Source organism: Luteolibacter rhizosphaerae, from assembly GCF_025950095.1.
GTDB classification, from domain to species: Bacteria; Verrucomicrobiota; Verrucomicrobiia; order Verrucomicrobiales; family Akkermansiaceae; genus Haloferula; species Haloferula rhizosphaerae.
This window is the reverse complement of record NZ_JAPDDR010000010.1, coordinates 15,468-40,212: the sequence shown is the minus strand read 5'-3', so window position 1 is coordinate 40,212 and position 24,745 is coordinate 15,468. Positions and strand designations below refer to the sequence as shown.

Genomic DNA, 24,745 nt, shown 5'->3' with positions numbered 1-24,745 from the left:
CTGCAGCAGATGGGCTATGCTCTTACTTCTGGCCCTCGCTCTTTTTTGCCTGCAACCCTTGCTCCCAGATAGAAGAAAAGCATCGCGAGACCGCCTCCGGCAAGGGATAGCTTCACACGTCGCTGGGCCGGTGTATCCGGTCGCTCATCCGGATCACTCCAGGAATTCCAGTCGTCCGAATCATTGCCTTGGGTAGAGGTGAGCCCATCTTTCCCGCAGGAGTAAACCCCGAATCCGCCCGGATAGCCATCACCGGCCACATAACGGTAGGGGCGGTTCCACGGGTCGGTCGGAATCTTGTCAGCCATCTGGACCCAACGTCTGCCGACGAGTGATGACGGGCGGATTACGAGGGCTCCGAGCCCGAGTTCCGAGGGCGGGAGTTCGCCACAGTTGATGCGGTAGGTTTTTACCGAGGAGATGATCGCGTTGATGTCGGCGGCGGGGCGATTCAGCGATGCCTCCGAGGCGGTGTTTAGCGCGAAGGTGATGCCGAGAAGGCTTATCGATGGCAACGGCGTCACGGTTGATGAAACGCGCAGGGTCCCGATTTTGTCGGTGGATGATGTGGACGGCGGGCTTCAGAGATTCGGATCGCTCTGGTCCGCTGAGCCTTCGGCGTATGGGGCTTGATGGAGGTGCTTGACGGTCTCAGGTCGCCGGGTCGATTTCTGCGACGGAGAGTGCTTGGGTCCGACCGCTCTTGGAGAAGGGCAGCAGGAGGAGGCCGTAGATGGTGAAGGCGACGGCTTGAAGAGTGATGAGGTAGTAGGGATAAGGGCCCATGTAGTCGAACATGGTGCCGACGGCGGGCTTGCCGTTGAGGAAGCCGTAGTTCGCTCCCAGCAGGACATTCAGCAGCATCACGCCGCCCATATAGACCCAACTCCAGAGTACGACGCGACGGAAGGTGCCGGGCTCCGGCGTGATCCGTGCGCCGAAAACCAAGGCGAGTGCGGCGACCGGCACGCCCCCGTGTTGCAGGAAGAAGGCATAGTACTCCGGGGTGTTCCAATCGAAGTAGAGGGTGGGGGTGAGCAGGCCTTGGACAGTGCCCCCGATGCCCCAGAGATAGCCGACCTCCACCCAGCGGGTGCGGCGGGTGACGAGGGCAATGGCCAGCACGATGGAGACGACATCGCAGAGGTAGAAGGGCAGGGCGGTTTCGCGGACGAGTCGTCCGGCGAGCGCGATGTCCTCCGAATCGCGGTAGCGGAGCCAAGTGAGCAGGGGATCCGCGGCGACAGCGAGGACGAGGATCACCGCGAGCGCGGTGTTCGCCAGGCGCTTGAGGTGATCGGTGACAGTGGAAGAACGGTTGAGGCGGATCATGCCGATGGCAGCCAGAACCGTGCAGAGAAGGGCGATGCCGTGGGAGGAGCCGAAGCATTCGAAGGCGCGGGTATCCATGGGAAGAAGGGGTAGGAAGGGAGCGAAGAGACCGGGCTGTCCGGTCGCGTTCACGGGCTCTCATACCGGGTCTTCCCATCATTTCCCAACATCGGTTTTCTCGATGTAGGTATCGATGAAAACGATATACGCGGAGGGGTGATCCGGTGGATGATGGAGGGTTGTTCCGGGTGAACTCAAGCAGAGCCGGGTTCAACCGGAAACCAAGGCTCGCAAAAAATCGGGGAGCCGCTACCTTCAAGTCATGACGGCGGAAGCCCTCCTGCAAAAGAGCGTCCGGTATGACCGGAGTGGCAAACCGATCGAGGTCGTGATTCCTTACGAGGAATTCGTCGACTTCGTCGAGAGTCATGGCCTCGACTTGAGTTCCGATGAAAAGGAGTCGATCCGTGAAGCCAAGGCGGACCGGGAAGGAGGACGGAGCGAGAACTTCGTCACTTTGGACGAGCTTGAGAAGGAGCTCGGTCTCTAATGCGGTCAATTGTGTTCCATCGCCGGGCTGCGAAGTATTTGAGTCGAATGCCTCGCGAGCGTGCCATCCAAGTGCGTGATGCCCTGCGGGAAGTGGCCGGGCTGGCAAACATCGCGGATCATCCCGACATCAAGCCGATGAGCGGCAACTTAACCGGATGGTCGCGTTTGAGAGTGGGAAGTTACCGCGCGATTTTGACCGTGATCGAGATCGACAATGTGCTCTATGTGGATGCGCTCGGACCACGTGGGGACATCTACAAAGGCTGAGATGTGTCGCTATGGGGGCAGGAGCGAGCATGGGGCTACGGGCTGCCCATGTGCGAAACGCCTTTGGCGTAGGGGATTCGGTGCACCCGGAGTTTTCTACTTCTTCTGCCGCAGTTGCTCCAGTCGCGAGAGCGGCTTCTCCACCGGAGCGGCGGGGGCGGTCTCGGCTTGGGCCACGGGTTGGGGAGGCGGCGGTGGCGCGTTCTCGGCGGGTTTGTCGATGCGCAGGGTGCCGCCTTGGCCGACCTGATGGAGAATGGTGGCTCCGTTCTCCGGCACGGTCACTCGACAGAAGAGCGCGGTGTGCTTGCCGACAGTGGAGTCGCCCGCGATTTCCAGCGGAAAGTGAACCTCGGCTTGTCCGTTCGGGAAGTTCACCGGCGCGGTTTTGGCACCATGCGGCAGGCCTAACAATTCGGCCGTGGCATTGCCCTCGAACTTGCCGGGATACTCCACCTTGCAGATCATCGTGGTGGGCTTGCCCTGCTCGGTGGCGGCCATGTCCATAGTCATCGCCAGGTAGGGGTCGGCCACGCGCAGGGGAACGAGCGAGGTGGAAACCAGCACGGGGCCCTGTGGCGTATTGGCCTCGCCCAGCACGCAGACCTGCCACTCGGCGGGAGGAGCATCGCCGTTGGCATTGATCTCGTAGAGCGCTTCGCTCTGGTCGCCATTCATGGTGATGGTGGCCGGGGAGCCGATGCCGGGGGGATTCCACATGAAGCGCAGCGTGATGGCCTCGGTGTAGCCTTCCTTGCGCTGGGCCTTCACCTTGAGATGCATGGAGCCGTTCTTCACGATCGGCACCGCGGGTGCCTCCAGCTCGAGCTTGTAGGGCGCCTCATCGGTCACCGCCACCGGCACGCGATCGCTGCTAGCGGAGTGGTAGGGGCCCTGGTTGTTGATCTCCACATGATGGACCGTGTCCACCAGTCCACCCGAGATCTGCGGCGCATCGCCCGCGGCCTTCACCTTGAAGCGGTGCAAGCTGCCAGCCACGGGGGCATCCGCTGCGGCTTCAAAGACGACCGGCATGGCATTCACCGAACGATGAACCAGCGGGGCCTTCATGGTTACGCCGGCGGGCAGGCTCTCGGCTTCGAAACTCATGTCGCAGCCGATGTTCTCCCGCGCGACGTTGACCATCGCGGCGTAGCGGTTGCCGCGCGGGACGGGGATCACCTTCCACTTCTGGGAGTTGTCCCGCTCCACCACGGGCAGCGATGCCGCGATGGCCGCGTCACGACGCAGGATTTCCAAACGATAGGTGAAGTCCGGGCCGCCGCGCTGGAGCTGGTCCTTGATCACCGCAAAGTATTCGCCCTCTTCCGGGGCCGTCCATTGCAGCACCGAATCCGGGCCGCCCTGGTCATCGTTGTTCGCGAGGTTCTTGCCCTTCGCATCGCGGATCGAGAGCACCGGATCCAGCGGGGAGCGGAGCTCGCGGGCCAGCACCTTGATCGTGAGGTTCTCGCCCTTGACCGCCTTGAAGGAGAAGAAGTCGACATCGCGTTCTTCACCGATGATGCCGTGACCGGCACTGGGAAGATCCGGCAACTTTGTGCCGCTCTTCACGCCTTGGTTAGGCTCGGCTTCGTTCGCGGAGGCGATCGGTGAAACCTTGATCCAATGGGGAGAAGGCGCATGCACGCCATCGCGGGAAGGGAAGAGCGCGAATTTATCGCCGGCATCCGCGGGAATGGTGACCGTCTCGGTATAGTCGCCCGCGGGATCGCCGACGAACTTGAATTCAACCGTTTCACCCGGCTTTGCCCCCGCGGGGAAGACCGCTTTCGGGCGCGGAAAGGTGCCGATGCTGACGCGATACTGGCAACTATCGTCGCCCTCGTATGCCGCTTCCCGCACCAGCACCTTGTAGTCGCCATCCTCCGGGATGATCACGGAGACGAAGGGGTCGGTGCGCAGCAGCGCGGCATCGTCGCAGGAGGCGATTTCAAAGCCTTTCGGATCCACGATCGCCACGTAGGCATCGAACATCTTGCGACCCAGGCGCATCGCCTCCACCTCGGCGGTGAAACGCTGGCCTTTCTTCAAACTACAAACATAGTAGTCCGCATCTTCCTGCTTGGCGATGCCTTGCACGGTGGTGTTCAGCTCGATGCGCTGGGCCTCCTCCGGCGTGTCGTTCGGGTCCACTTCGTTGACGGTGGGGAACTGGCCGACGAAGAAGGAACGCAGGAAGCTCACACCGCCGCCGGTGCGCACCCGCAGGCCATGCTCGCCGAGAGGGGCATCCGGCTTGATGAAGATCTTGGCCGAGGCGTGTTGGTGGTTTTCCACCGCGAAGGAGCGGAACTCGATGCCGGGCTGATAGGCCAGCACCTCCTGCAGTCCGTCAAGCCGCTCGCCGTAGAAGTGCATCTCGATCTCCGTACCGCGCTGGCCGCCACGAGGCTCGATCAGGTTCAGCGTCGGCGTGAAACCGGCCAGAGCCGGTGCCGCCAGGGAGAGCCACGCAATTCCGCTAGAACACTTCATTCGACATTCGGAAATTCGGAATTCGTCATTCCTCGCTCATGCCTTCTTCGCCAGCAGCACATCCAGCACATGCCCGCCATCCACGATCTCAATCGGGCGGCCGCCGGGAGCCATGAGCTCCTTGTCACTGGTGATGCCGATCTGGTTGTAGATGGTCGTCGAGAGATCCTCGACGGTGACGCCGTCGGTATCCACACCGCCGCCGAGCGCGTCAGAGGAACCGTGGACGTAGCCTTGCTTGAAGCCTCCGCCCGCGAGCATCACGGAGAAGACGCTCGGCCAGTGGTCGCGACCGCCGGTGGGGTTGATCTTGGGCGTGCGGCCGAACTCGGTGGTGACCATGACCAGCGTGGAGTCCAGCATGCCGCGGCGCTCGAGATCCCGGATCAGCGTGGCGATCGCCTTGTCGACCGGCGGCATCTGGCCTTCGATCGCGCCCTTGATGTTATCGTGGTGGTCCCAGCCGCCAACGGTGAGCGAGACGAAGCGGGTGCCGGCTTCGATCAGGCGGCGGGCGAGCAGCATGCGCTGGCCGGCTTCGTTGCGGCCGTATTCGTCCTTCAGGGCGTCCGGCTCGGTCTTCAGGTTGAAGGCCTCGCGGGCGCTCTCGGAGGAGATCAGCTTGTAGGCGTGCTGATAGAAAGCATCCATCGCGTCGATCGCGTCGGACTTCTCCAGAGCGCGGAAGTGCGAGTCCACGGTTTCCAGAAGCGAACGGCGGCGGTTGAAGCGGAACTCGTCGCAGCCATTTGGCAGGTTCAGGTCGCGGACCTGGAAGTTTTTGTTCGAGGGATCCGAGCCGAGCGCGAAAGGTCCGTAGGCGGAGGAAAGGTAGCCGGAGTTTGCGAATTCGTTTGGCACGGAGGGGACGCAGACGTAGGGCGGCAGATTGTTCTTGGAGCCCAGTTCGTGCGAGATCACCGAGCCGTAGGAGGGATACTCGAGGGCGGGGGAGGGCCGGTAGCCGGTGAACATGTTATGCGTGCCACGCTCGTGGGCAGCCTCGCCGTGCGACATCGAGCGGATTATCGTCATCTTGTCCGCCAGTTGCGCGAGGTCCTTCATCTTCTCGCCGAACTGGATGCCCGGGATCTTGGTATCGATCGCACCGAAGGGGCCGCGATACTCGGCGGGGGCGAAAGGCTTCGGGTCGAAGGACTCCTGGTGAGCCATGCCACCGGGGAGGAAGATGTGGATGATCCCCTTCGCCACGCCCTCGCGGGTTTCGTAGAACTTCTGGTCGCCCTTCGCCTGCTGGCGCAGGAATTGGGGGAGGGTGAGACCCAGCCCGCCGATCAGGCCGACGTGGAGGAATTCGCGGCGCGATGTGTAGCGATCAAGCGGATTGCCGGGGCATCGGATCTTCATGGGGATAGGAGACGGTTCTTCGAACACGGGATACGCCGGAACCCGTGAGTAATATTTCATCGGAGCGTAAGGAATTTTCGATGACAATTGAAGGGTTGGCGCGGTCGCTGACTTGCTGCATCCTGCTTGCATGCAGCCCCCCGAAGTGAATTCGCTCGAGGTTTTCGGTCCCGTCGGGGCCGGGGCCTGCGGTCGCGTCTACCGAGCGCGCGACGCTTCGGGCGAGATGGTGGCGGTGAAGGTCTTCGACGCGGCGGCGGTAAACCGGGCGCTGCTGGAGGAAATGGCGCTGCGGGCGGAGGATCCTTCCTGGCCGGAGGGATTGCTCCCTGAGCGGGCGGCCGACTACCGGGGCAAGCAGATCATCCGGATTACCAAGTTTCTGGGCGACGAGGTGGGGGAGGCTTGGATCCCGCGCTCTCTACAACATCGACTGGACCGCTTCCCCGGGGAGAACTCCTGGTCCACGGTGCTGGAGATCCTGCGGGCGCTGGCCGCCCTGCACGAGCGGCAGGTGGCGCACGGGAATCTGAAGCCGGGGAACATCTTCTTCGATGAAACGGGCAAGGTGGTGCTGACCGACTGGGCTCTCGGCAACATGCCCGGGATCCAGAGTTTGGAATATACGGATGCGATCCTCTATCAGCCGCCAACCCAACTCCGGGCCCCGGATGGCTATCTGCGCGAGAAGGGTTATCGCTGGGATGTCTTCGCCTTCTCCGTGCTGGCATTCCGCCTCCTGACCGGGGCCTTTCCTCGTTGCACGGCCACTTTCGATCAGGTGGCTCCGGAGCCTGGCAAGACGCGGCGCGACGGGATCGCGGCGAATCTCAAAAGCGTGGCGAAGTCGATCGAGGCGAAGCCCGAGGTCGTTTGGCCCGATGCTCCGGCGAATGCCTTGGAAAAGGTGTATCGCGAAGTCCTCGACCGCTGTCTTGCCTTGGATGACAGCCTGCGCCCCGCCAATGCCGGCGCGGTGCTGGCCCTGTTCCAAGTCGCGGATCGGGAGCTCGCCGCGGAGCAACAGCGGGATGCCGTGCTGGACCAGCACCGCCGAGCCCGCCGCGGCACATGGAGGGCGAATGTGGCGGCAGGGGTCCTCGCCGGAGGCGTGGCGATCCTGTCGATTCTCTATCAGATGAAGCGCTCCGAGGTCTCCGCGGAGGAAGCGGGTCGCCGAGGTGATATCCAGCGTTTGGAAGGACTGCTGGCCGAGGCCGCGGGAAGCCGGAGCGGAATGGAGACCGAACTTGCGGCCACCAAGAAGGCTTCTGAGTCCGAACGGCGGGAACTTCAATATGAGAAGGACCGCTGGCTGGCCCGTCTGGAAGCATCGCAGGCAACCGCCGATCATCTCTTCACCTGGGCGATGGAAAAGGGGCATCGCAAGCTGCCGCCGCTCGATGGTCGCGAAGTCCGGCTGAAGCGTCTGGAGGGCTACTTCCAGGACTTCATCATCCGCAATGCCGATGTCCCGGAGTTGAAGGAAGAGCGTGCCCGGGCCCGGCTCCAGCTTGCGGAGGTTTCCTTGGCCAAAGGCGATTCCAAGCTCGCCACCGAGCGCTTGGCCGAAGCGCTTGCCTCGACCGGTGACCTTCCTTCCGGACCCGATCTGGAGCTGCGTCTTGCCACCGACCGACTCTTGCTCGCCCTGCTTCTACAGGCCCGCAACGATGAGACGGCCCCCTCCGCCTTCGCCACCGCGCGCAGGGCGCTGGAAGCCGTGCCACAAGCCGAAGTCGATGCCGACCGCGTGCAGGAACTCCTCGCGATCCTCGATATCAACGAATCCAATCTGATGGTCGCCACCGGCCGCGATGCCGAGGCCTACGAACGGCTGCAGCGCGCCACGAAGGTGCTGAACGATCTGGTGGACCAACGTCCCGATCACGTGATCCTGCGTTCGGAGCTCGCGTCCTGCTATCTCGCCTCGGCCACGATCCTCGATGGCATCGGCCAGATGGGCGATGCGCGCGAGGCCCGCGGCATGGCGGCGGAAGATCTGCTGGCCATGCTCAAGGATGATCCGGGCAACCTCGAGCTGCGTCTCGAACTTGCAGGCTGCTACGGGGCGATCGCCGAGGCGGCGATGGATTCCGCCGACGTCGCCGGCGCCGAGTCCATGTCCGGGGCCGCAGTGAAGATCCTGGAGGATCTGCTGGTGAAGCTTCCGGAGAATACCAAGGTGCGGGCTCGCCTCGCTGCCCAGCGCGGCCTGATGTCCGGCATCCTCCGGGATCGCGGCAATCTCAGTCAGGCCCACCAGTTGATGGATGAAGGCCTGCAATTCGTGGAAGGCGCGGCGGTGGCGGATGCCGCCGACCATTTCGTGCGCTACCGCTACGCAATCCTACTCTGGCAAAAGGGGCGGCTCGTCGGTTTCGAGGAACAATTCGAGAAAGAGATCGAGCTGGAAACCCGCGCCGCGGAAATCCTGCGCAAGCTGGTCGATAGCGACTACGGACTGCTCCGGGCCGAACAGGTGAAGCGCACCCTCGGTCTTGTCCTCGCCGATCTCGGCCTCGCCGCCCAGCGTGGCAATCGCATGGAGCTGGCACGCGCCGCCTACGGCGAATCCGTCGCCACTTGGTCCATCCTCTGCCGCGAACGTCCCCAGAGCCAGGAGTATGAGGAATACCTCGCCCGGTGTCAGGAAAGACTCGACGGCCTGTGACTTGAGGCTTGAAGCGGGCGTTCCACTCAGGCTCGCTTCCGGCGGTGGATCGCATTGATCGTCAAGTTCTGAAAAGTGTCTCGCGCTCGTTCTATCTGAGCCTGCGAGCACTTCCGGGCCCCATGCGTCCCGCCACCTCCACCGGCTACCTGCTGGCACGGGCCAGCGATACGCTGGCCGATACCGCCTCCATCCCGGTCGATGATCGCCTTGAACTCCTCGATGCCTTCTCCGACCGCATCGCCGGCAAGTCCTCCCGCTGGTGCCAAGACAAGCTGAAGACCTTCATCGCCCGGCAGGACAACGAGTCCGAGAAGACCCTGCTCGAACGTCTCGACGAATGCTTCGATGCACTCTTCCGGCTGGATGATCTCCAAGCCGATGCCGTCCGCGATGTGGTGACCACGATTATCAGCGGTCAGCGCCTTGATCTGGTCCGCTTCGACGAGGCCAGCCGCCTGCTCCCGAAGAGCCTGAAGAACGAGCACGAGCTGGAGGACTACTGCTACCGCGTGGCCGGTTGTGTCGGAGGCTTCTGGACCCGCGTCGGCTTCCTCACCTTGGGCGACCGCTTCTCCGATTCCGCGCCGGACGACCTGAAAGAGCTGGGCGTTCGCTATGGGATGGGCCTGCAACTGGTGAACATCCTGCGCGATCTGCCCGAGGATCTGGCCAACGGGCGCTGCTACCTGCCCGTCGCCGATCCCTTGGACCCCGCGCAGTTGATCCCGGCGCGTAGCGAGTGGCTGAAGCACGCCGCCGTCTGGCTTGAGTCCGGCCGTCGATATGCTCACCGTCTGAACTTGCTGCGTCTGCGCGCCGCCTCCGTGCTGCCCGCTCTCATTGGAGACGATACCGTGGCCTTGATGGCAGGCGCGGAAGGACTGCCGGCTACCAAGCTGAAGGTCCCGCGCTCGTCTGTTAGACGCTCGATCTGGCGGGCGGTCTTCTGGCCGCGCAGAATCGCCCGCAGCGGGACTTGAGTTACTGGCCCGGTGGCTTGATCACGACCGGGGGTGCGTCCTCATACAGGTTCACCATCGGCTTCTTGCTTTGCGGATCCATGTAGGCGATCGCGATGTCGCGCTTGCCCGCCACCGAACGCCAGCGCGAGTTGTAGAATTCCACGAACTCCTTCGGCTTCACCTCGTACATCACCTTCGCGTCGAACTGGTTGAGGTGGTTGACCTTTTTTACCGACTCGATGATGGCGGTCTTGCCCGGCGCGACCACCACGCCCTTGGCCCCGGCGAACTCGCCGAGGTCGAAGCGGATGTTGGCCGGGGTGAGGTTCATCGCTTTGGTGGTGCCGAGCGGGAAGGCGCTCTCGTCATCGGCCATCGGCACGACGAGGTAGGGGGCCTCCGGCTTGCCGGGATTGGGCAGGAAAAGGAAGAGAACCTTCGAGCTGTCGGGCACGTTGACGGCGGGCAGGGCGGCACGCTGCTTGCCCGGCTCGGGTGCGGCTTCGCTTAGAAGGAAGCTGGCCTTGCCACCGGTGATGTTGACCTCGACGGGAAGGGAAAAGACCTCGGTATAGAGCGGGACCTCGGCGAGGCTGCCCGGCTCCGGTCCGGGGAGAAAGACCTTCTTCACGCCGTTGACATGGGTGAAGCAGAGGGTGCGAAGGGTGACCTTGCGGGTCTGCGCCGCAAGGGGAGCCGCGAGGGCCAGCATGAGGACGAGGAAACGGGGAATCATGATTGGGTTAAAAGATGAAGCCCCCCGGCGGCACTTGGCAAGCCGGGGGGCTGAAGGAAGCAAAGCGTGAGGCTTTGAGCTGGGATTCAGCTTGGATCAAACCTCGTCCTTGCCGAGCCAGCGGAAGGAAGTAACCACGAAGCGGCGGCCGAAGGTCTGGTTGATCAGGCTGAGCGCTCCGGTCACGGTCTGCGGCTCGTTGGTAGAATCCACGAAGTCTGGCAGACGTTGCACTATCGCTTCGCACCAAGCGCGGGCGATGACCTTGCTGTCCGGATCAAGGGCCTCGCCGTAGGTGCGGATGCGGAAGGTATCCGAGCGCACGGCCACCACCGGGCCGAGGGCGGAGAGGATGTCTCCCTGCGTCAGGTAGCCGGGAGCGCCCGCGGCATTCATCCCCTGCATGGCTTCCGGGAAGGTATAGCCCGTGAGCTTGTCGAGAGCGAAGGTGCGGGAGTCTTCCGAGAAGCGGGCATTGATGGAATCGGTCTTGTCGATCGCCGTTTGCAAGGCACCGGCCAAGGCCTTCTCCTTGTCGTTGCCCGGGCGGCGGTTAACGAATTCTGCCAGTGAAAGGAAGGGGCCGCGCTCGCGGATCTCTTCCACGATGTTCTCCGCCAAGGTTTGGATCTGGCCCTTCTCCAGCGTGCGCATGCCGGTCCAGCGGGCATGGCGGCCCTGCAGCATCCCGGCCTTCTCCACGGAGGGGCCGCCGGCGCGGCGCATGCGGGTGAAGGGATAGGAGGCATCGCTTTCCACTCCGGTTGTGGGAGTCGCGGCACCATCGACGAGCGAATAGTAATCCACGTCTTCCATGTTCAGCGAGGCGAGGAGCGCGGTCCAAGCGGCCACCGAGGTGGAGTTCACGTTGAAGGCCCCGTCGATCATCAGGTGCGCGGCGCTGGTCTGGTAGCCATCCGCGTCGGTGAGTTCTGCCACGGTTTCCTCTGGCGAGGTGTTGCCCGCCGGGATGATCCGCGAATTGAGGAGTTGCTCTTCACCCTTGAAGAACTTCTCCGCTACGGAGTTCAGGTTGCGCGTGCCAAGCACGGGGCCCGAGTAAGGGGAGAGGGTGGAAAAGAAGTAGCTGTCCCACAGTGCGTTGTTCGCCATCCACGCATGGTCGAGCATCCGGTAGTCCTTGGTGCTCGCCGCGGAGACGGCACCGGACGGGATCATGCCGCTGGCGAAGGATTCGCCCACCGTGTAGGTAGCACCTGGCAGGAAGCCTTGGTTGCAGAGCTGGGCGTGGCGGAGTTGCGCGAGGCTCTGCACCGGCAGCATCGGGATTTCATATTGCGGTGCGATACGAGTGCCGTTCGCCTCGCTGTGGCCGGTGAAGAACTTGCCGCGGTTCAAGGCATCGATCGGGAAGCGATAGCTGGGAGCCAAGCGCTTGAGCGAGACCTCGAAGGGGTGGATGCCCATGTCCTCCTTGGCCAGATCGATTCCGACCAAGCTGGTATTGTGGCTGCCCTGCACCCACGGCTTGGACGGGGTGTCCGTGTCCAGGGTGGTCTTCGCATAGAAGCTGAATTGGGCGAAGGCCTTGGCGCGGGTGAAGTTTTTCAGCGGCGTGCTCGGGCTTTCATACATCTCGCTGCCCAGATAGGGGCGCTCAAGCCGCTCTTCGCCATTCGGGAACGTAGAGGAGCCCTTGCTCAACGCTGTCCGCAGGGTGCTGTCATCCACGTAGTCCAAGTCTAGCGTGCCGGAGCGCTTGCGGGTGCTGCCTTGCACGAGGTTGAGCTCGATGGATAGGCGCGGGCCGGTCGTGGCCGTGGACTTCATCGGACCGAAGCCGACATCGATGCGGTCGTTCAGAGCGAGTGGCAGCACGCCCCAGCCATCGTTTGTGTACTTCAGGTCGTCCGGAGTCAGCCAGTCGAGCCAGAAGCCGACGCCCTGCGAGGGATAGCCCGGTGCCAGCGGGATGTTGCCGGTGAAGCCGACACCGCCCGAGTTGGTCCAGTCGAAGAAAGACCCTTCGTTGGATGCGAAGGACCACTTCCCGTCCACCGATTCACCGAATACCCGGTTCTCGCCCGGCTGCATCGTGATCGAGCCGGTGCGAGTCTGCGAGTAGCTGTTACGAATGTTCACACCGAAGGTCTTCGGGGTGGACGAGTTACCGTCCATGTTCACGTAGAGCTGGTTGAAGTGGGCCATGGTCCGGGTCAGCGGCTGGCCGTTGCGGTAGAAGCGGAAGCCCAGCGGCAGGTCCTTGAAGTCGATCCGCAACTCGTCGAAGTTGATCGGCACGCTGTACGGGTTGTAGAGCGTCACGATCGGCGAGTAGATCAGATAGACCATGTAGTTGTCCGCGGCCGTGCTGGTCTGCTTGTCCACGCCGCCCGCCCATGGGCCGTGGGCATCCTTGGCCACCATCGAGAACTGCATTTGCACCTTGGCCACCACCGGCATCAGCACCATGCCCTTGGCGGTTTGCGGATTGGCCTTGTAGGTCCGCGAGCGGGCATCGTACTTCACGGGGTTATACCCGCTCGGCACCGCGGCCTTCATCGTGGCACCCGTGAGCTTGGCGTAGAGGTTGGCATACTCGAATGCCTGCGCCCAATAGGGATTGGAAAGTTCGCTGGTCACCGATTCGTCATCGTAGATCCGGCGGTTCGAGTAATCCGCTGGCAGGCTTGTGCCGGAGAAGAGCAGGCTCAGATCCTTGCGCAGGCCGCCGCGCGCCGCGTCGGTTACCAATCCCTTGCTGACCACGGTCACCTCGTGCTGGCGCTCCTTCAGCTCCGGCATGTCTTGGATCAGGTCGCTGGTCGGCAGGGTGAAGGCCTTTGCTTGATCGGTTTCCTTGTCCCACTCATAGCTGTCCAAGCCGTCCACGGCTTCCAGACCGAAGCGCGGTGCCGCACCCATCGCGGCCTGATGAGCTGCATTGCCCAGATCCTCGCGCTCCTTGCGGACCAGATCGATCTTCGCCTTGGTGCCTTCGTCGAAAATCGCCCAAGCGTAGTTGCCGCCCGGCTTCTGGCCATCGGCGGAAGGAGTGCCGATCTTCTTTGCCAACACTTTGTCGGTCACCGGTGCTTCCTTGCCCAGCGAACCTTCGCCCATCAGCTCCGCACCATCCTGGGCATCCGGCAGTGTGGCGGGGGAAGAGGTTCCTTCCTCCGTCCCGGAGGCCAGATAACCGAGAAACTGGTTATCTTTATCGGGCACCGGGGTAGCTGCCGTCGGCAATTTACCGTTCCAGACACCGGCCAGCCATCTCGGGGCACCGTTATTCGCGATGCTGCCGGGAGCCGTGATCCGTTGGTCGGCACCGGCCTTCTTCTGTAACTGACCGATGGCCAATGCTAAAGCCATCCGGGCGTTGCCCCTGGCCACCTGCATCGCGTCGTTCTGAGTCGAGGCACGCAGCGATACCGTAGATACGGTCAGAAGTCCTACCGCCAAGACAGTGAGAAGCACCATCAAGGATAAGGAGATGACCAGGGCGAAGCCCCTGGGATGTCTGCGTCGGAGGAAATCTAAACGGCGAAGTGCCGAGAATGAATTGGGTTTCATAACGGTTACTGTCAAAAATAGCCGTCACGTCCACCTACTGTAAATACATAATGGATTCACCTACCCGATTGGGGGAGGCTCGCCTACCCGGGTGGAGGGGGGAGGCGGAAACCCCCACTCTCCAATGGGGTAGAACGATTCTGTATTACAAAATGACCTCTTTTCCTGATGCACCAAAGGCTAGGCTTTAAACACCTCGGGTGTAATTCAAAGCTGTTGCATGATTTTGCAGGTTTTGGTCGATATCCTGCGTTAAGACAAAAAAGTTGAGTAGGGGAAGGGTACTACCCACTCCGGGTAGGGCGGCAGCGCTTCCCGAGGCTTGGTGACGGTCTGAACCGACCCGGTTTCGGGCGTGCAGAAGCGCTCGGAATCCGGGGTGAATCGCGGGTGCTCTACGCGAGAACTCTCGGGCGTAGAAAAGGGGGGTGACCAGGCTTACGATATATGTGTGTTCTATCTTTTGTGATGTCCCCATTCGAACCGCAGGCTCCTTCGGAGCCCCGCGAGGATCGCCGCTTTGGGATGGCGTGATGGCGAGAGATCGTGGTGTTGAGAGGGATAGCGGCCGCCCTATGAAAGAGGCGGATTCCTTGATGGCACATGGATACCACCCTACCAGCGACCGATCACGGCCTCGGGGATGACTACGCTTTTTTCGCCCTTGCGGACTTCCTTTCTGCCGATATTCGCGGCGGGCACGTCCGCCAGCAGGCAAGGGGAGCGCTGGCCCTGCGGTGCAAGCAGCGATTCCGTGGGGATGCGGATCCAGCCCTCGCAGCGCTTGCCGCCCCAAGGATCCAGGTAAGTGATGGGGAAGCCCTGCTCGCCTTTCCCCAGCTTCGCAGGCACGGCGATGACGGTGATAAAGTGGCCCTGCACCGACTGCCACTGGCCCTTTCGCAAAACATGGCGGCGCATGCTGAGCAGCGGTGGCACGCCGCTTTTGAGCGAGCTGTGAAGGCGTGCGCGGGTACGCTTCAGCAGCTTCTCCGGGGTCTCCCGGCCTTGCAGGAAGAGCCCGTCATGAGTGACCACCGGCAGATAGAGCGGGCGGTTCATCTCGTTCACCGCGGTTACGAGGTCCTCCACGTTCATGCCCGCATTGGTCCAGCGCGTGCGGCCCTTCAGGGTCTCGGAGGGGCGCAGGCCGAAATAGCGGATCCAGTGCCGCATCCGTGCCTTGTCGCTATCCCCGGGCAGTTCGGCTGCGGCCTTTTGCCAGGTGGTGCTGCCACAGCGGAAGGAGCTCAGGAGCGCGGCGGGACCGCAGGCATTGCCGGAGATGTCCAGTTGGTTCGCCGCCTTCCCGCCGGGATTCGGTGCCTGCAGCATCTCCGCGGCCGGGCAGGTCGCAGCGAGCAGGGACAGGATCATCAGCGGAAGCTCAATTCGAAGTCGGCGCGGCATAAACATCGGTGCGCCGGTTGTTTGACGGCTTGATGTCGCCCGAGCCATTCGAAACCTGCGATTGCACCCGCGCCCCTGCATCCGTGACGGTGAGCGGCAGCGTGAAGGTGGAGATGGCTCCGGGCCGCAGGGTGGAGACATACATGGTGCTCGTACCTGCGGGCGTCGTCACTGTCACCGGCGCATTGATCAGCGTGGTCGTGCCGCGGTTCTGCACCACCACCTGGAGCTGCGTTTGCCCGTTCGCATTGGTGGAAATGTAGTTTGCGGCGATGGCTGCATCCGGGATACCCGCGACTCCGCCTTGGAAGACCCGGCCCAGATCGACCATCCCGGATCCGTAGTAGGAATCGTCGCCCGGCGCGCCGGCATCGTTGAGGTAGTCCGTGAGCTTCGAGTAGGCGGAGGAACTGGTGGTCTTCGGTCCGCCTTGGGACATGACCGCGGCGGTCGCCGCGGCCACGATGGGTGCGCTGGCAGAGGTGCCGGTGAAGTAGACGGTCTTCCCGCCGGTCCATGCTGTTAGAAGGTCCAGTCCGGGCGCGGTGACGGAGACGCTGCCGCTGTTCGAGAAGGGCAGGTAGCTGCCATTTGCATCCACCGCGCCGACGCTCACCACGCCTTCATAGGCGGCGGGATAGGAGACTTGCGTGTAGCCTTCGTTCCCGGCGGAGGCGAAAATCTTGATGCCTGCGGCGAGAGCTTGGTCGACGGCATCCTTGAGCAGTGCGGAGTTACCGTACGACCCCATGGAGATATTGATGATGTCCACGCGTGCCTCCAGTGCCGCCATGATGCCCTGCGTCATCAGGAATGTATTCGAGCGGCCGTTGTCATCCGCGATGCGGTAGGAGGCCACGTCCGCGGCCGGGGCGATTTGTTTGATCAGATCGTTCACCGCGGTTCCGTGGCCGTTCTGATCGGCGGGGTTTTCGGGCAGCTTGACGAAGTTCCGGTTATTTGCCCCATCGAGTGTGGAACCGGTATCGAGGACCACGAACTTCACGTTAGCGCCAAAGTTCGCGTTGTCTCCCTTGATGCCCAGCCACGAGAGCAGCGTGTCGCCCATGCCCACGGCACCTTCCGGGAGGCCTTCGGTGGCCGGCGTGGGGAGATTGACCGGATAAATGTAGGCGGTCTCCTCACTGCCATCCAGCAAGCCGTTCAGGTCATCCAGCGACAGGAAGCCCACATGCAGGGCATTCAGTTGGTCGATCGAGCCGAGGATGGCGATCCCTTTGCTTTTGGCCTTCGTCAGGAACTGCTCCATGGCCTCGCGGCTGGAGAAACGTAGCGAACGTTGGTACTCCAGCGCACCCTCCTCCTCGGCCGCGGTATCGCGCTGGATCTTCACGGACGGGCGCTTCTCCGTTTTCTTCTCCAGCGGCGGCGGGTCGTAAACCGGCTTCGGTGCCGGAGCCTCGACGACCTGTTTCACCGGGGCGGGCTGACTGGCAGAACGGGTAATCCACCAGCCTGCTACCCCGCTGCCCAGGATCGCGAGCAGGATCGCCAGCCGTTGCGTGCCCCTTTTCATGTCTTCCCCATAAACCCGGGCATCCCTTTCCGGTAGCGGAAAATCAATCAAACCGACCCGGGCCTCGCGCGCGGGGGCTCGTTTTCGGGAAGGTTTCCCCCCTCACTGGCCCGGCGGCTTGATTACGGCCGGAGGTGCGTCCTCATACAGGTTCACCATCGGCTTCTTGCTTTGCGGATCCATGTAGGCGATCGCGATGTCGCGCTTGCCCGCCACCGAGCGCCAGCGCGAGTTGTAGAACTCCACGAACTCCTTCGGCTTCACCTCGTACATCACCTTCGCGTCGAACTGGTTGAGGTGGTTGACCTTTTTTACCGACTCGATGATGGCGGTCTTGCCCGGCGCGACCACCACGCCCTTGGCCCCGGCGAACTCGCCGAGGTCGAAGCGGATGTTGGCCGGGGTGAGGTTCATCGCTTTGGTGGTGCCGAGCGGGAAGGCGCTCTCGTCATCGGCCATCGGCACGACGAGGTAGGGGGCCTCCGGCTTGCCGGGATTGGGCAGGAAAAGGAAGAGAACCTTCGAACTGTCGGGCACGTTGACGGCGGGCAGGGCGGCCCGCTGCTTGCCCGGCTCGGGTGCGGCTTCGCTTAGAAGGAAGCTGGCCTTGCCACCGGTGATGTTGACCTCGACGGGGAGGGAGAAGACCTCGGTGTAGAGCGGGACCTCGGCGAGGCTGCCCGGCTCCGGCCCCGGGAGGAAGAGCTTCTTCACACCGTTGACGTGGGTGAAGCAGAGGGTGCGGAGGGTGACCTTGCGGGTCTGGGCTGCGAGAGGCGCCGCGAGGGCGAGCATGAGGACCAGGAAGCGGGGAATCATGATTGGGTTAAAAGATGAAGCCCCCCGGCGGCACTTGGCAAGCCGGGGGGCTAAAGGAAGCGAAGCTTGAGGCGTTGACCGTTTGATCAGACCTCGTCCTTGCCGAGCCAACGGAAGGAAGTGACCGTGAAGCGGCGGCCGAAGGTCTGGTTGATCTGGGTGAGGGCGCCGGTCGCAGTGTCCGGCGCATCGTTGGAATCCACGAAGTCCGGCAGACGTTGCACGACGGCCTCGCACCAGGCACGGGCGATGACCTTGCTCTCAGGATCAAGGGCCTCGCCGTAGGTGCGGATGCGGAAGGTATCCGAGCGCACTGCCACCACCGGGCCGAGGGCGGAGAGGATGTCTCCCTGCGTGAGGTAGCCGGGAGCACCCGCGGCATTCATTCCCTGCATGGCTTCCGGGAAAGTGTAGCCCGTCAGGGCGTCCGCGCCGAAGGTCTTGGAGTCTTCGGAGAAGCGGGCATTGATGGAATCGGTCTTGTCGATCGCCGTCTGCAAGGCACCGGCCAAGGCCTTCTCCTTGTCGTTGCCCGGGCGGCGGTTAACGAATTCCGCCAGCGAGAGGAAGGGGCCGCGCGCGCGAACTTCTTCCACGATGTTCTCCGCCAGATTTTGGATCTGGCCCTTTTCGAGACTCCGCATGCCGGTCCAGCGGGCATGGCGGCCTTGGAACATGCCGGCCTTCTCCACCGGCGCACCGGTCGCGCGGCGCATGCGGCTGAACGGGAAGTCCACCTTGGACTGAATTCCCGTGGTCGGTGTCGCGGCACCGTCCACCAGTTCGTAGCTATCCACATCCTCTTGATTCAGCGAGGCAAGGAGCGCGGTCCAGGCGGCCACCGAGGTGGAGTTCACGTTGAAGGCCCCGTCGATCATCAGGTGCGCGGCACTGGTCTGATAGCCCTCGGTGTCGGTGAGCTTCGCCACGGTTTCTTCCGGGGAGGTGTTGCCCGCCGGGATCATCCGCGAGTTGAGGAGTTGCTCTTCGCCCTTGAAGAACTTCTCCGCCACCGAGTTCAGGTTGCGGGTTCCCAGCACGGTGCCGGCATAGGGCGAAAGACTCGAGAAGAAGTAGTTGTCCCACAGCGCGGTGTTGGCCATCCACGCGTGGTCGAGCATCCGGTAGTCCTTGGTGCTCGCCGCGGAGACGGCACCGGACGGGATCATGCCGCTGGCGAAGGATTCGCCCACCGTGTAAGTGGCACCTGGCAGGAAGCCTTGGTTGCAGAGCTGTGCATGGCGGAGTTGGGCCAGGCTCTGCACCGGCAGGAGAGGTACCTCATACTGCGGCGCGATCCGGGTGCCATAGGCATCGCTATGGCCGGTGAAGAACTTGCCACGGTTCATCGCGTCGATCGGGAAGCGGTAGCTCGGAGAGAGACGCTTGAACGAAACCTCGAAGGGGTGGACGCCCATCTGCTCCTTGGCCAGGTCGATGCCCACCAAGCTGGTGGTATGCCCGCCTTGGACCCATGGCTTGGAGGGTGTATCCGATTCCAGCGTGGTCTTCGCGTAGAAGCTGAACTGGGCGAAGGCCTTGGCACGGGTGAAGTTCTTCAGCGGCGTGCTGGGGCTCTCATACATTTCGCTGCCCAGATAGGGGCGCTCAAGCCGCTCTTCGCCATTGGGGAAGGTGGAGGAGCCCTTGCTCATCGCGCTGCGCAGCGTGTTGTAATCCACGTAGTCCAGGTCCAGCGTGCCGGAGCGTTTCTTCGTCGTTCCTTGCACCAGGTTGAGCTCGATCGAGAGGCGCGGGCCGGTCGTGGCAGTGGACTTCATCGGACCGAAGCCGACATCGATGGTGTCCGAAAGCTTGAGCGGGAGGATGCCTTGGCCGTCATCCGCTGCGGTGCGGATATGCTGCGGCGTAAGCCAGTCGATCCAGTAGCCGATCCCCTGCGAGGGATAGCCCGGGGCGAGCGGAAGATCGGCGGTCAGGCCGGTGCCACCGGCATTGACGTAATCGAAGAAGGTTCCGGAGGCCGAGTTCCAGCTCAGATCGCCGCTGACGGATTCGCCGAAGACCCGGTTCTCACCCGGCTGCATCACCACGGGGGCCACCTTGGTTTTCGAGAAGCTGCTGCGGATGTTCAGCCCGAAGGCCTTGGCCACATCCGAGGTATTGGGGTGATTGACGTAGAGCTGGTTGAAATGCGCCATCGAGCTCGTCTGCGCCTGGCCGTTGCGGTAGAAGCGGAACCCTACCGGGAGATCCTTGAAGTCGATCCGCAGTTCGTCGAAGCTGATCGGCACGCTGTACGGGTTGTAGAGCGTCACGATCGGCGAATAGATCATGTAGACCATGTAGTTGTCCTCGGCGGTGCTGGGATTGCGGTCCACGCCGCCACTCCAGTTACCGTGGGCATCCTTGGCCACCATCGAGAACTGCATCTGCACCTTGGCCACCACCGGCATCATTACCAGGCCCTTCGCCGCCTGTGGATTGGCTTTGTAAGAACGGGAACGCGCATCGTACTTCACCGGGGTGTAACCGGTGGGAATGTTCGCCTTCACGTTGGCACCCGAGAGTTTGCTGTAGAGATTGGCGTACTCGTAGGCCTGCGCCCAGTAGGGATTGGAAGCCTCGGTTTCCACGCTGGGGTCATCGTAGATGCGCTTGTTCGCATAGTCCGCCGGCAGGCTGGCACCCGCGAAGAGCAGGCTCAGATCCTTGCGCAGGCCGCCGCGGGCCGCGTCGGTTACCAATCCCTTGCTCACCACGGTCACCTCGTGCTGGTGGGCTGCCAATTCGGGCATCTTGTCGATCAGGTCGCCTGTCGGCAGCGTGAACATCCGGCCTTGGTCGGTTTCCTTGAACCAGTCGAAGCCATCGAGGTTCTCGACCGCCTCCAGGCCGAAGCGCGGTGCAGCCCCCATCGCCGCTTGACGCGCGCCGTTGCCCAGATCCTGCCTCTCCCTTCGGACAATATCCACTTTGGCCTTCGTTCCTTCGTCGAAGATCGCCCAAGCATAGCGGCCGCCCACACCATTCCCGTTCGCGGCAGGGGTGCCGATCTTCTTGGCGATGACCTTGTCGTTGTCGCTGGCTTGTTCGCCCAAGGATCCCTCACCCAGTAGCTCAGCTCCACCTTGCGTGTCTGGCAGGCTCTCCGCGGAGGAGGGCGATCCTTCTTCCGAGCCGGAAGCGAGATAGCCGAGGAACTCGCCGCCCTTGTCCGGCACCGGAGTGGCTGCCGTGGGCAGTTTGCCGTTCCACACGCCCGTCAGCCAGCGCGGGGCATCATCGTTCGCGATCGTTCCGGGCGCGGTGATCTTCTGATCCGAACCCGCAGTCTTCTGGAGTTGCCCGATCGCCAGGGCCAGAGCCAGCCGCGCGTTGCCGCGGGCCACCTGCATCGCCTCGCTTTGGCCGGATGCCCGTAGCGAAACCGTCGTGAGGGTCATTAGACCTACCGCCAGAACGGTGAGTAGCACCATAAGCGAGATTGCGATGACCAAAGCGAAGCCTCGGTTTCCACGCTTTGACTGATCATGCAGCAAACGCTGCTTTTTCTGTCTAGAGATGTGTTTCATGGCGATCCTTTGCCGCGAAACTAAGGCGTTCATTCGTTCTGTAAATACAAAATGAATCGCCTACCATGAAAATGGGACATATTTGAGCGAAGAAGCTATGAAAAGTGCGGAATCGTGAGTCCGTGCTTTTGAATCACACAGACATTTCATGACCTCCTGCCTTCTTCGGTCCCAAGTCGCTCATGCAAAAAGTGAGCCAGCCCTCCCTTGATTTATATTTCCCATGATCCGGCTTGCCGAAGCCGGGCCTCCACCCCAAGCAAAGGGCGCGCATGCGCGACATGAAGTCATCTCCTGCTTGGCAGGAAGTCGATCTGGGGATCCCTTTGCCGGATTCGCCCCACGCCTGTTCCGTTTGCCTCCCCACGTGGAAGGCGGTGGTGGGCTACGAGGAGGCCCGGGACAAAGTCGTTAGACGCATGCGGATGGGGTATCCACGCTTCTTCCGCCATCCCCTTGTGGATCGCCTCACCGGCATGGCCGCGACGGAGATTGCCGTGGATGGCGAGGAAGTTTTCCTGTTCCCGACGAAGGTCGCAGCCCAGCGTGCGCAGCGTTGGATCGAGCCCCGCGGGGAAGTCGCCGTGCGCCACGCCGGTTTTCAAGGTCTGCCGGTTCTTGCGGTGCCAGCCAAGGCTCGCCAGGTGGCCGTCGACTACCAGCGCTTCACCGGCGAACTGGTAAGCAGTCGCCAGGCGGAGGACATCATCTCCGGCAAGCCGCGAGGGGGAAACAAAACCCACCTTCTCCAGCGCCGTCTCGGCAAGATCGCCGGCACCGACCCGAAGCAGGTTCACATCTTCAACAGCGGAATGGCCTCCATTACCGCCGTGTTGCGCTCCCTGCCGGGAGTGAAGGAAGGCCGCAAGACCCTGCAGATCGAGTTCCCCTACGTCGATGCACTCAAGGTCCAAGAGCTTTTCGGCAACGGCGTTGTCTTCCTCAATCAGGCGGAAGGCGAGTCCTTCGACGAAGCGCTGCGCCGTATCCGCCAGGGCGAATTTGCCGGTGTTTTCACCGAGGTGCCTAGCAATCCTTTGCTCCGCACCGCCGATATCCCGCGCCTCTCGGCTGCTTGTGCCGAAGGAGGCGTGCCCCTGATCATCGATGATTCCGCCGTCGGACCCTCGAATGTCGCGGTCTTGCGGTACGCCGATGTGGTCACGAGCAGCCTGACCAAGTGGCTTTCGGGAACGGGTGATGTCATGGGGGGCATGGCCGTGGTCCGTCCTGATTCTCCCTTCGCGGGCCAGCTTCTCACTGCTTTGGCCGAGGAGTGTGCCAGCAGTTCGCCGCTCTATGTCGGCGATGCCGAGGTTTTGCTCTCCAATCTGAAGGGTTATCCCACGCGGATGGCTCAGCACAACGCCAACGGCGAAGCGCTGGCCGCGATGCTTTCACAGCATCCCGCCGTGGCCCAGGTTTACCACCCGAGCGTGGTGAGCCGCGAAAACTACGACCGCATCAAAGCCCCGAGAGGCGGCTACGGACCCTTGTTGTCGTTCGTCCTGAAAAATCCCAAGAAGGCTCCCAAAGTTTTCGATGCCCTCCAGGTTTCGAAGGGCCCGAGCTTCGGCACGCCGTTCACCCTTGCGTGTCCTTACACCCTGTTAGCCCACTATCGGGAACTGGATTGGGCCGAAGGATGTGGGGTTTCGCCAGAACTCATACGGGTTTCCTGCGGTACGGAGGAAACTTCGCTGCTTTTGGCTCATTTTGCTGCGGCTTTGGAGCTAGCCTGACCCTGATTCTTCGCAAAAACGGAGTTTTTTGCGTCACTTGAGCTACGCTTAAGTGAGAATGAGTGTAACATTAGCAAATTCCCTTGCGTGCGCTGGATAAACCGCTGGAATCGGGCACACCCGCGTCCCAAAAAGCGACTTCTTCACCGGAGAACCGCTTGTTCAAACCGATCCCAAGGCAGTAGAACGCATGAAACGCAAACCCAAGCTCGCGCTGCGAGTGAACCAAGAAAACCCGAATCATCATCTTTGGAACAATCGCGGCGTCTGGTGGTGTCATCTCACCGTCCACAAGCCGGATGCGACGGCCGAGCGTCTGCGCTTCTCCCTGAAAACGCGCGACGTGGACCAAGCCCGCGAGCGCCGCGACCGGATCTTCCGGCAAATTGCGGAGCACTACGAGATCGCCGCCTGACCGGCGACAACCGGCAACGACTCACTCCGGGTGCGGTTCTTGGGCCGCGCCCGTTCAGTCGTTGGACAGCCTAGGGGGCTGCGGGAGCCTTTGTTAGGAACATGGCGGGGTAAGCATCCCCGCCATTTTTGTTAGCCTTCGTCTAGCGCTTGCGAGTCGTGGAACCAGTCGCCAAGTATGCCCCGCAGGTTTCCCGGACAATGATCTGAGGACGCAAGGTAATTGATCGCGCGGGCAGCGAAGGATTGGAGATGCGTTCCCGCATGCTGTTGAATGCCGTGAGCGCGATATCGCGGCAGGGTTGCTGCATGGTGGTGAGCGGGATGGTGAGGAGATTGGCAAAGCGCACATCGTCGAAGCCGACCAAGCGCAGATCCTCGGGCACGCGCACCTTGAGGCGATTGAGAGTTTGGAGCAACTGGGCGGCGATGTGATCGCTGGTGCAAAGGATTCCCTCCACACGTCCGCTCTGGGTGATGGTCCGGACAAACTTCTGATCCATGGGATCACCGATGCGGACGAAATCGCGCGGTACTTCGATGCCATTGGCGAGCATGGCGGATTGCGCTCCGGCAATCCGTTGATCCACGGTCGAGGCGGTGAAGGGTTTCGTTACGTAGGCGAGGCGCTTCAGGCCCAGCTTGATGAGATGCTCCGCCAAGAGATAGCCGCCGGCGAAGTTGTCCACGCCGACCAGATCGTAGTCGCTGCGGCGAGGAAAGGCGACGGCATCGCGATCAATCAGCACGATGGGAATGCCGGCTTGGCGGAGCCGGGTGAGAATCCGCATGTTTGCCTCGTCGCGGTCGATCTGATGCTCGAAGGGGACGACGAAGGCTCCCGCGAGTCCGGCTTCGATGAAACGCTCACAGAGCTCCTCGGCTTCCCCAACGCTCATACGCGGTTCGTTGATCGAGCGAGCGGGACCCTGATCTCCCCACCAGAGGCCGAAATCATGGACGCGGGCGAGATTCGCGAGTTCGCCGCAGATGGTTTCGAAGATCTCCGTGTGACGCAGGTTTGGCACTAGCATGCCGAGCTGACGCGTGGATGCCGATGAGCTGCGGGGCTTGCCGCCTGTCTCGACGATGTAGGTGCCGGAGCCGGGGCGGCGTTCGACGAGGCCTTCCTCGTGAAGGGTGAGGAGGGCGCGGCCGATGGTGGGACGGGAGACTTTGAAGCGTTCGGCGAGCTGGATTTCGCTGGGGAGCTTGTTGGAGCGGTGGAATTTCCCAGCCAAAATCTCGGTGATGAGGGTGCGGGAGATCTCGTGGTGCTTGGACTGCTTGTCACTCATGCGGTAAGGTCCGGTTGTGAGCTGTCATGACTGCTTTCTAAAAGCAGTCAATCCGTTGG

The 24,745-nt window shown here is 62.4% G+C and carries 17 protein-coding genes; 6 read left to right on the top strand and 11 right to left on the bottom strand.

The features are described 5' to 3' along the window. Positions 1 to 14: 14 nt before the first annotated feature. Positions 15 to 515: a type II secretion system protein GspG gene (locus OJ996_RS18580; RefSeq protein WP_264515151.1), complete on the bottom strand. Its 501-nt coding sequence runs from the start codon at positions 513 to 515 to the stop codon at positions 15 to 17. A 136-nt stretch (positions 516 to 651) separates the two neighbouring features. Beyond that, positions 652 to 1,410, bottom strand: a complete 759-nt coding sequence (locus OJ996_RS18575; protein ID WP_264515150.1) for a YwaF family protein — start codon at positions 1,408 to 1,410, stop codon at positions 652 to 654. Between the two features lie 244 nt (positions 1,411 to 1,654). Between OJ996_RS18575 and OJ996_RS18570 the strand changes: the two genes are divergently transcribed. Then, positions 1,655 to 1,882, top strand: coding sequence for a hypothetical protein (locus tag OJ996_RS18570; protein ID WP_264515148.1), 228 nt, complete (start codon positions 1,655 to 1,657; stop codon positions 1,880 to 1,882). Further along, positions 1,882 to 2,151, top strand: a complete 270-nt coding sequence (locus tag OJ996_RS18565) for a type II toxin-antitoxin system RelE family toxin (protein ID WP_264515147.1) — start codon at positions 1,882 to 1,884, stop codon at positions 2,149 to 2,151. Before OJ996_RS18570 ends, OJ996_RS18565 begins: the two co-directional genes overlap by 1 nt. A gap of 96 nt (positions 2,152 to 2,247) precedes the next feature. Here the strand turns inward: OJ996_RS18565 and OJ996_RS18560 are convergent, their stop codons facing one another. Together OJ996_RS18560 and OJ996_RS18555 are read right to left on the bottom strand one after the other, a co-directional pair. After that, a complete protein-coding gene (locus OJ996_RS18560) occupies positions 2,248 to 4,650 on the bottom strand; it encodes a PPC domain-containing protein (protein WP_264515146.1) in 2,403 nt (800 codons plus the stop codon). Positions 4,651 to 4,686: 36 nt separating this feature from the next. Continuing rightward, a complete protein-coding gene (locus OJ996_RS18555; protein WP_264515145.1) occupies positions 4,687 to 6,018 on the bottom strand; it encodes a DUF1501 domain-containing protein in 1,332 nt (443 codons plus the stop codon). Between the two features lie 130 nt (positions 6,019 to 6,148). On the opposite strand from OJ996_RS18555, the gene OJ996_RS18550 reads away from it, so the two are divergent. Together OJ996_RS18550 and OJ996_RS18545 are read left to right on the top strand one after the other, a co-directional pair. Then, entirely contained in the window at positions 6,149 to 8,692 is a 2,544-nt protein-coding gene (locus tag OJ996_RS18550; RefSeq protein WP_264515144.1) for a protein kinase domain-containing protein, read from the top strand. A gap of 44 nt (positions 8,693 to 8,736) precedes the next feature. After that, entirely contained in the window at positions 8,737 to 9,675 is a 939-nt protein-coding gene (locus tag OJ996_RS18545) for a phytoene/squalene synthase family protein (protein ID WP_264515143.1), read from the top strand. Between the two features lies 1 nt (position 9,676). On the opposite strand, the gene OJ996_RS18540 is transcribed toward OJ996_RS18545, so the two are convergent. The 6 genes from OJ996_RS18540 to OJ996_RS18515 all read right to left on the bottom strand — a co-directional run bounded on the left by OJ996_RS18540 (position 9,677) and on the right by OJ996_RS18515 (position 21,136). Then, on the bottom strand, positions 9,677 to 10,393 hold the full coding sequence (locus OJ996_RS18540; protein ID WP_264515142.1) for a hypothetical protein: 717 nt from the start codon (positions 10,391 to 10,393) through the stop codon (positions 9,677 to 9,679). A 96-nt stretch (positions 10,394 to 10,489) separates the two neighbouring features. Further along, positions 10,490 to 13,837, bottom strand: a complete 3,348-nt coding sequence (locus tag OJ996_RS18535) for a helix-hairpin-helix domain-containing protein (protein ID WP_264515141.1) — start codon at positions 13,835 to 13,837, stop codon at positions 10,490 to 10,492. A 708-nt stretch (positions 13,838 to 14,545) separates the two neighbouring features. After that, positions 14,546 to 15,307 (bottom strand): hypothetical protein, encoded by a 762-nt coding sequence (locus OJ996_RS18530; protein ID WP_264515140.1) that lies wholly within the window; start codon positions 15,305 to 15,307, stop codon positions 14,546 to 14,548. A gap of 10 nt (positions 15,308 to 15,317) precedes the next feature. Further along, on the bottom strand, positions 15,318 to 16,877 hold the full coding sequence (locus OJ996_RS18525; RefSeq protein ID WP_264515139.1) for a S8 family serine peptidase: 1,560 nt from the start codon (positions 16,875 to 16,877) through the stop codon (positions 15,318 to 15,320). Between the two features lie 102 nt (positions 16,878 to 16,979). Further along, positions 16,980 to 17,696, bottom strand: a complete 717-nt coding sequence (locus OJ996_RS18520) for a hypothetical protein (protein WP_264515138.1) — start codon at positions 17,694 to 17,696, stop codon at positions 16,980 to 16,982. Positions 17,697 to 17,782: 86 nt separating this feature from the next. Next, positions 17,783 to 21,136, bottom strand: a complete 3,354-nt coding sequence (locus OJ996_RS18515; protein WP_264515137.1) for a helix-hairpin-helix domain-containing protein — start codon at positions 21,134 to 21,136, stop codon at positions 17,783 to 17,785. A gap of 377 nt (positions 21,137 to 21,513) precedes the next feature. On the opposite strand from OJ996_RS18515, the gene OJ996_RS18510 reads away from it, so the two are divergent. Next, complete coding sequence (locus tag OJ996_RS18510; RefSeq protein WP_264515136.1) at positions 21,514 to 22,974, top strand: PLP-dependent transferase; 1,461 nt, start codon at positions 21,514 to 21,516, stop codon at positions 22,972 to 22,974. A gap of 190 nt (positions 22,975 to 23,164) precedes the next feature. Beyond that, on the top strand, positions 23,165 to 23,389 hold the full coding sequence (locus OJ996_RS18505) for a hypothetical protein (protein ID WP_035602756.1): 225 nt from the start codon (positions 23,165 to 23,167) through the stop codon (positions 23,387 to 23,389). Between the two features lie 142 nt (positions 23,390 to 23,531). Here the strand turns inward: OJ996_RS18505 and OJ996_RS18500 are convergent, their stop codons facing one another. Further along, positions 23,532 to 24,686 carry a substrate-binding domain-containing protein gene (locus OJ996_RS18500; RefSeq protein WP_264515135.1) on the bottom strand — a complete coding sequence of 385 codons (1,155 nt, stop codon included), beginning with the start codon at positions 24,684 to 24,686 and terminating at the stop codon, positions 23,532 to 23,534. Positions 24,687 to 24,745: the final 59 nt, after the last annotated feature.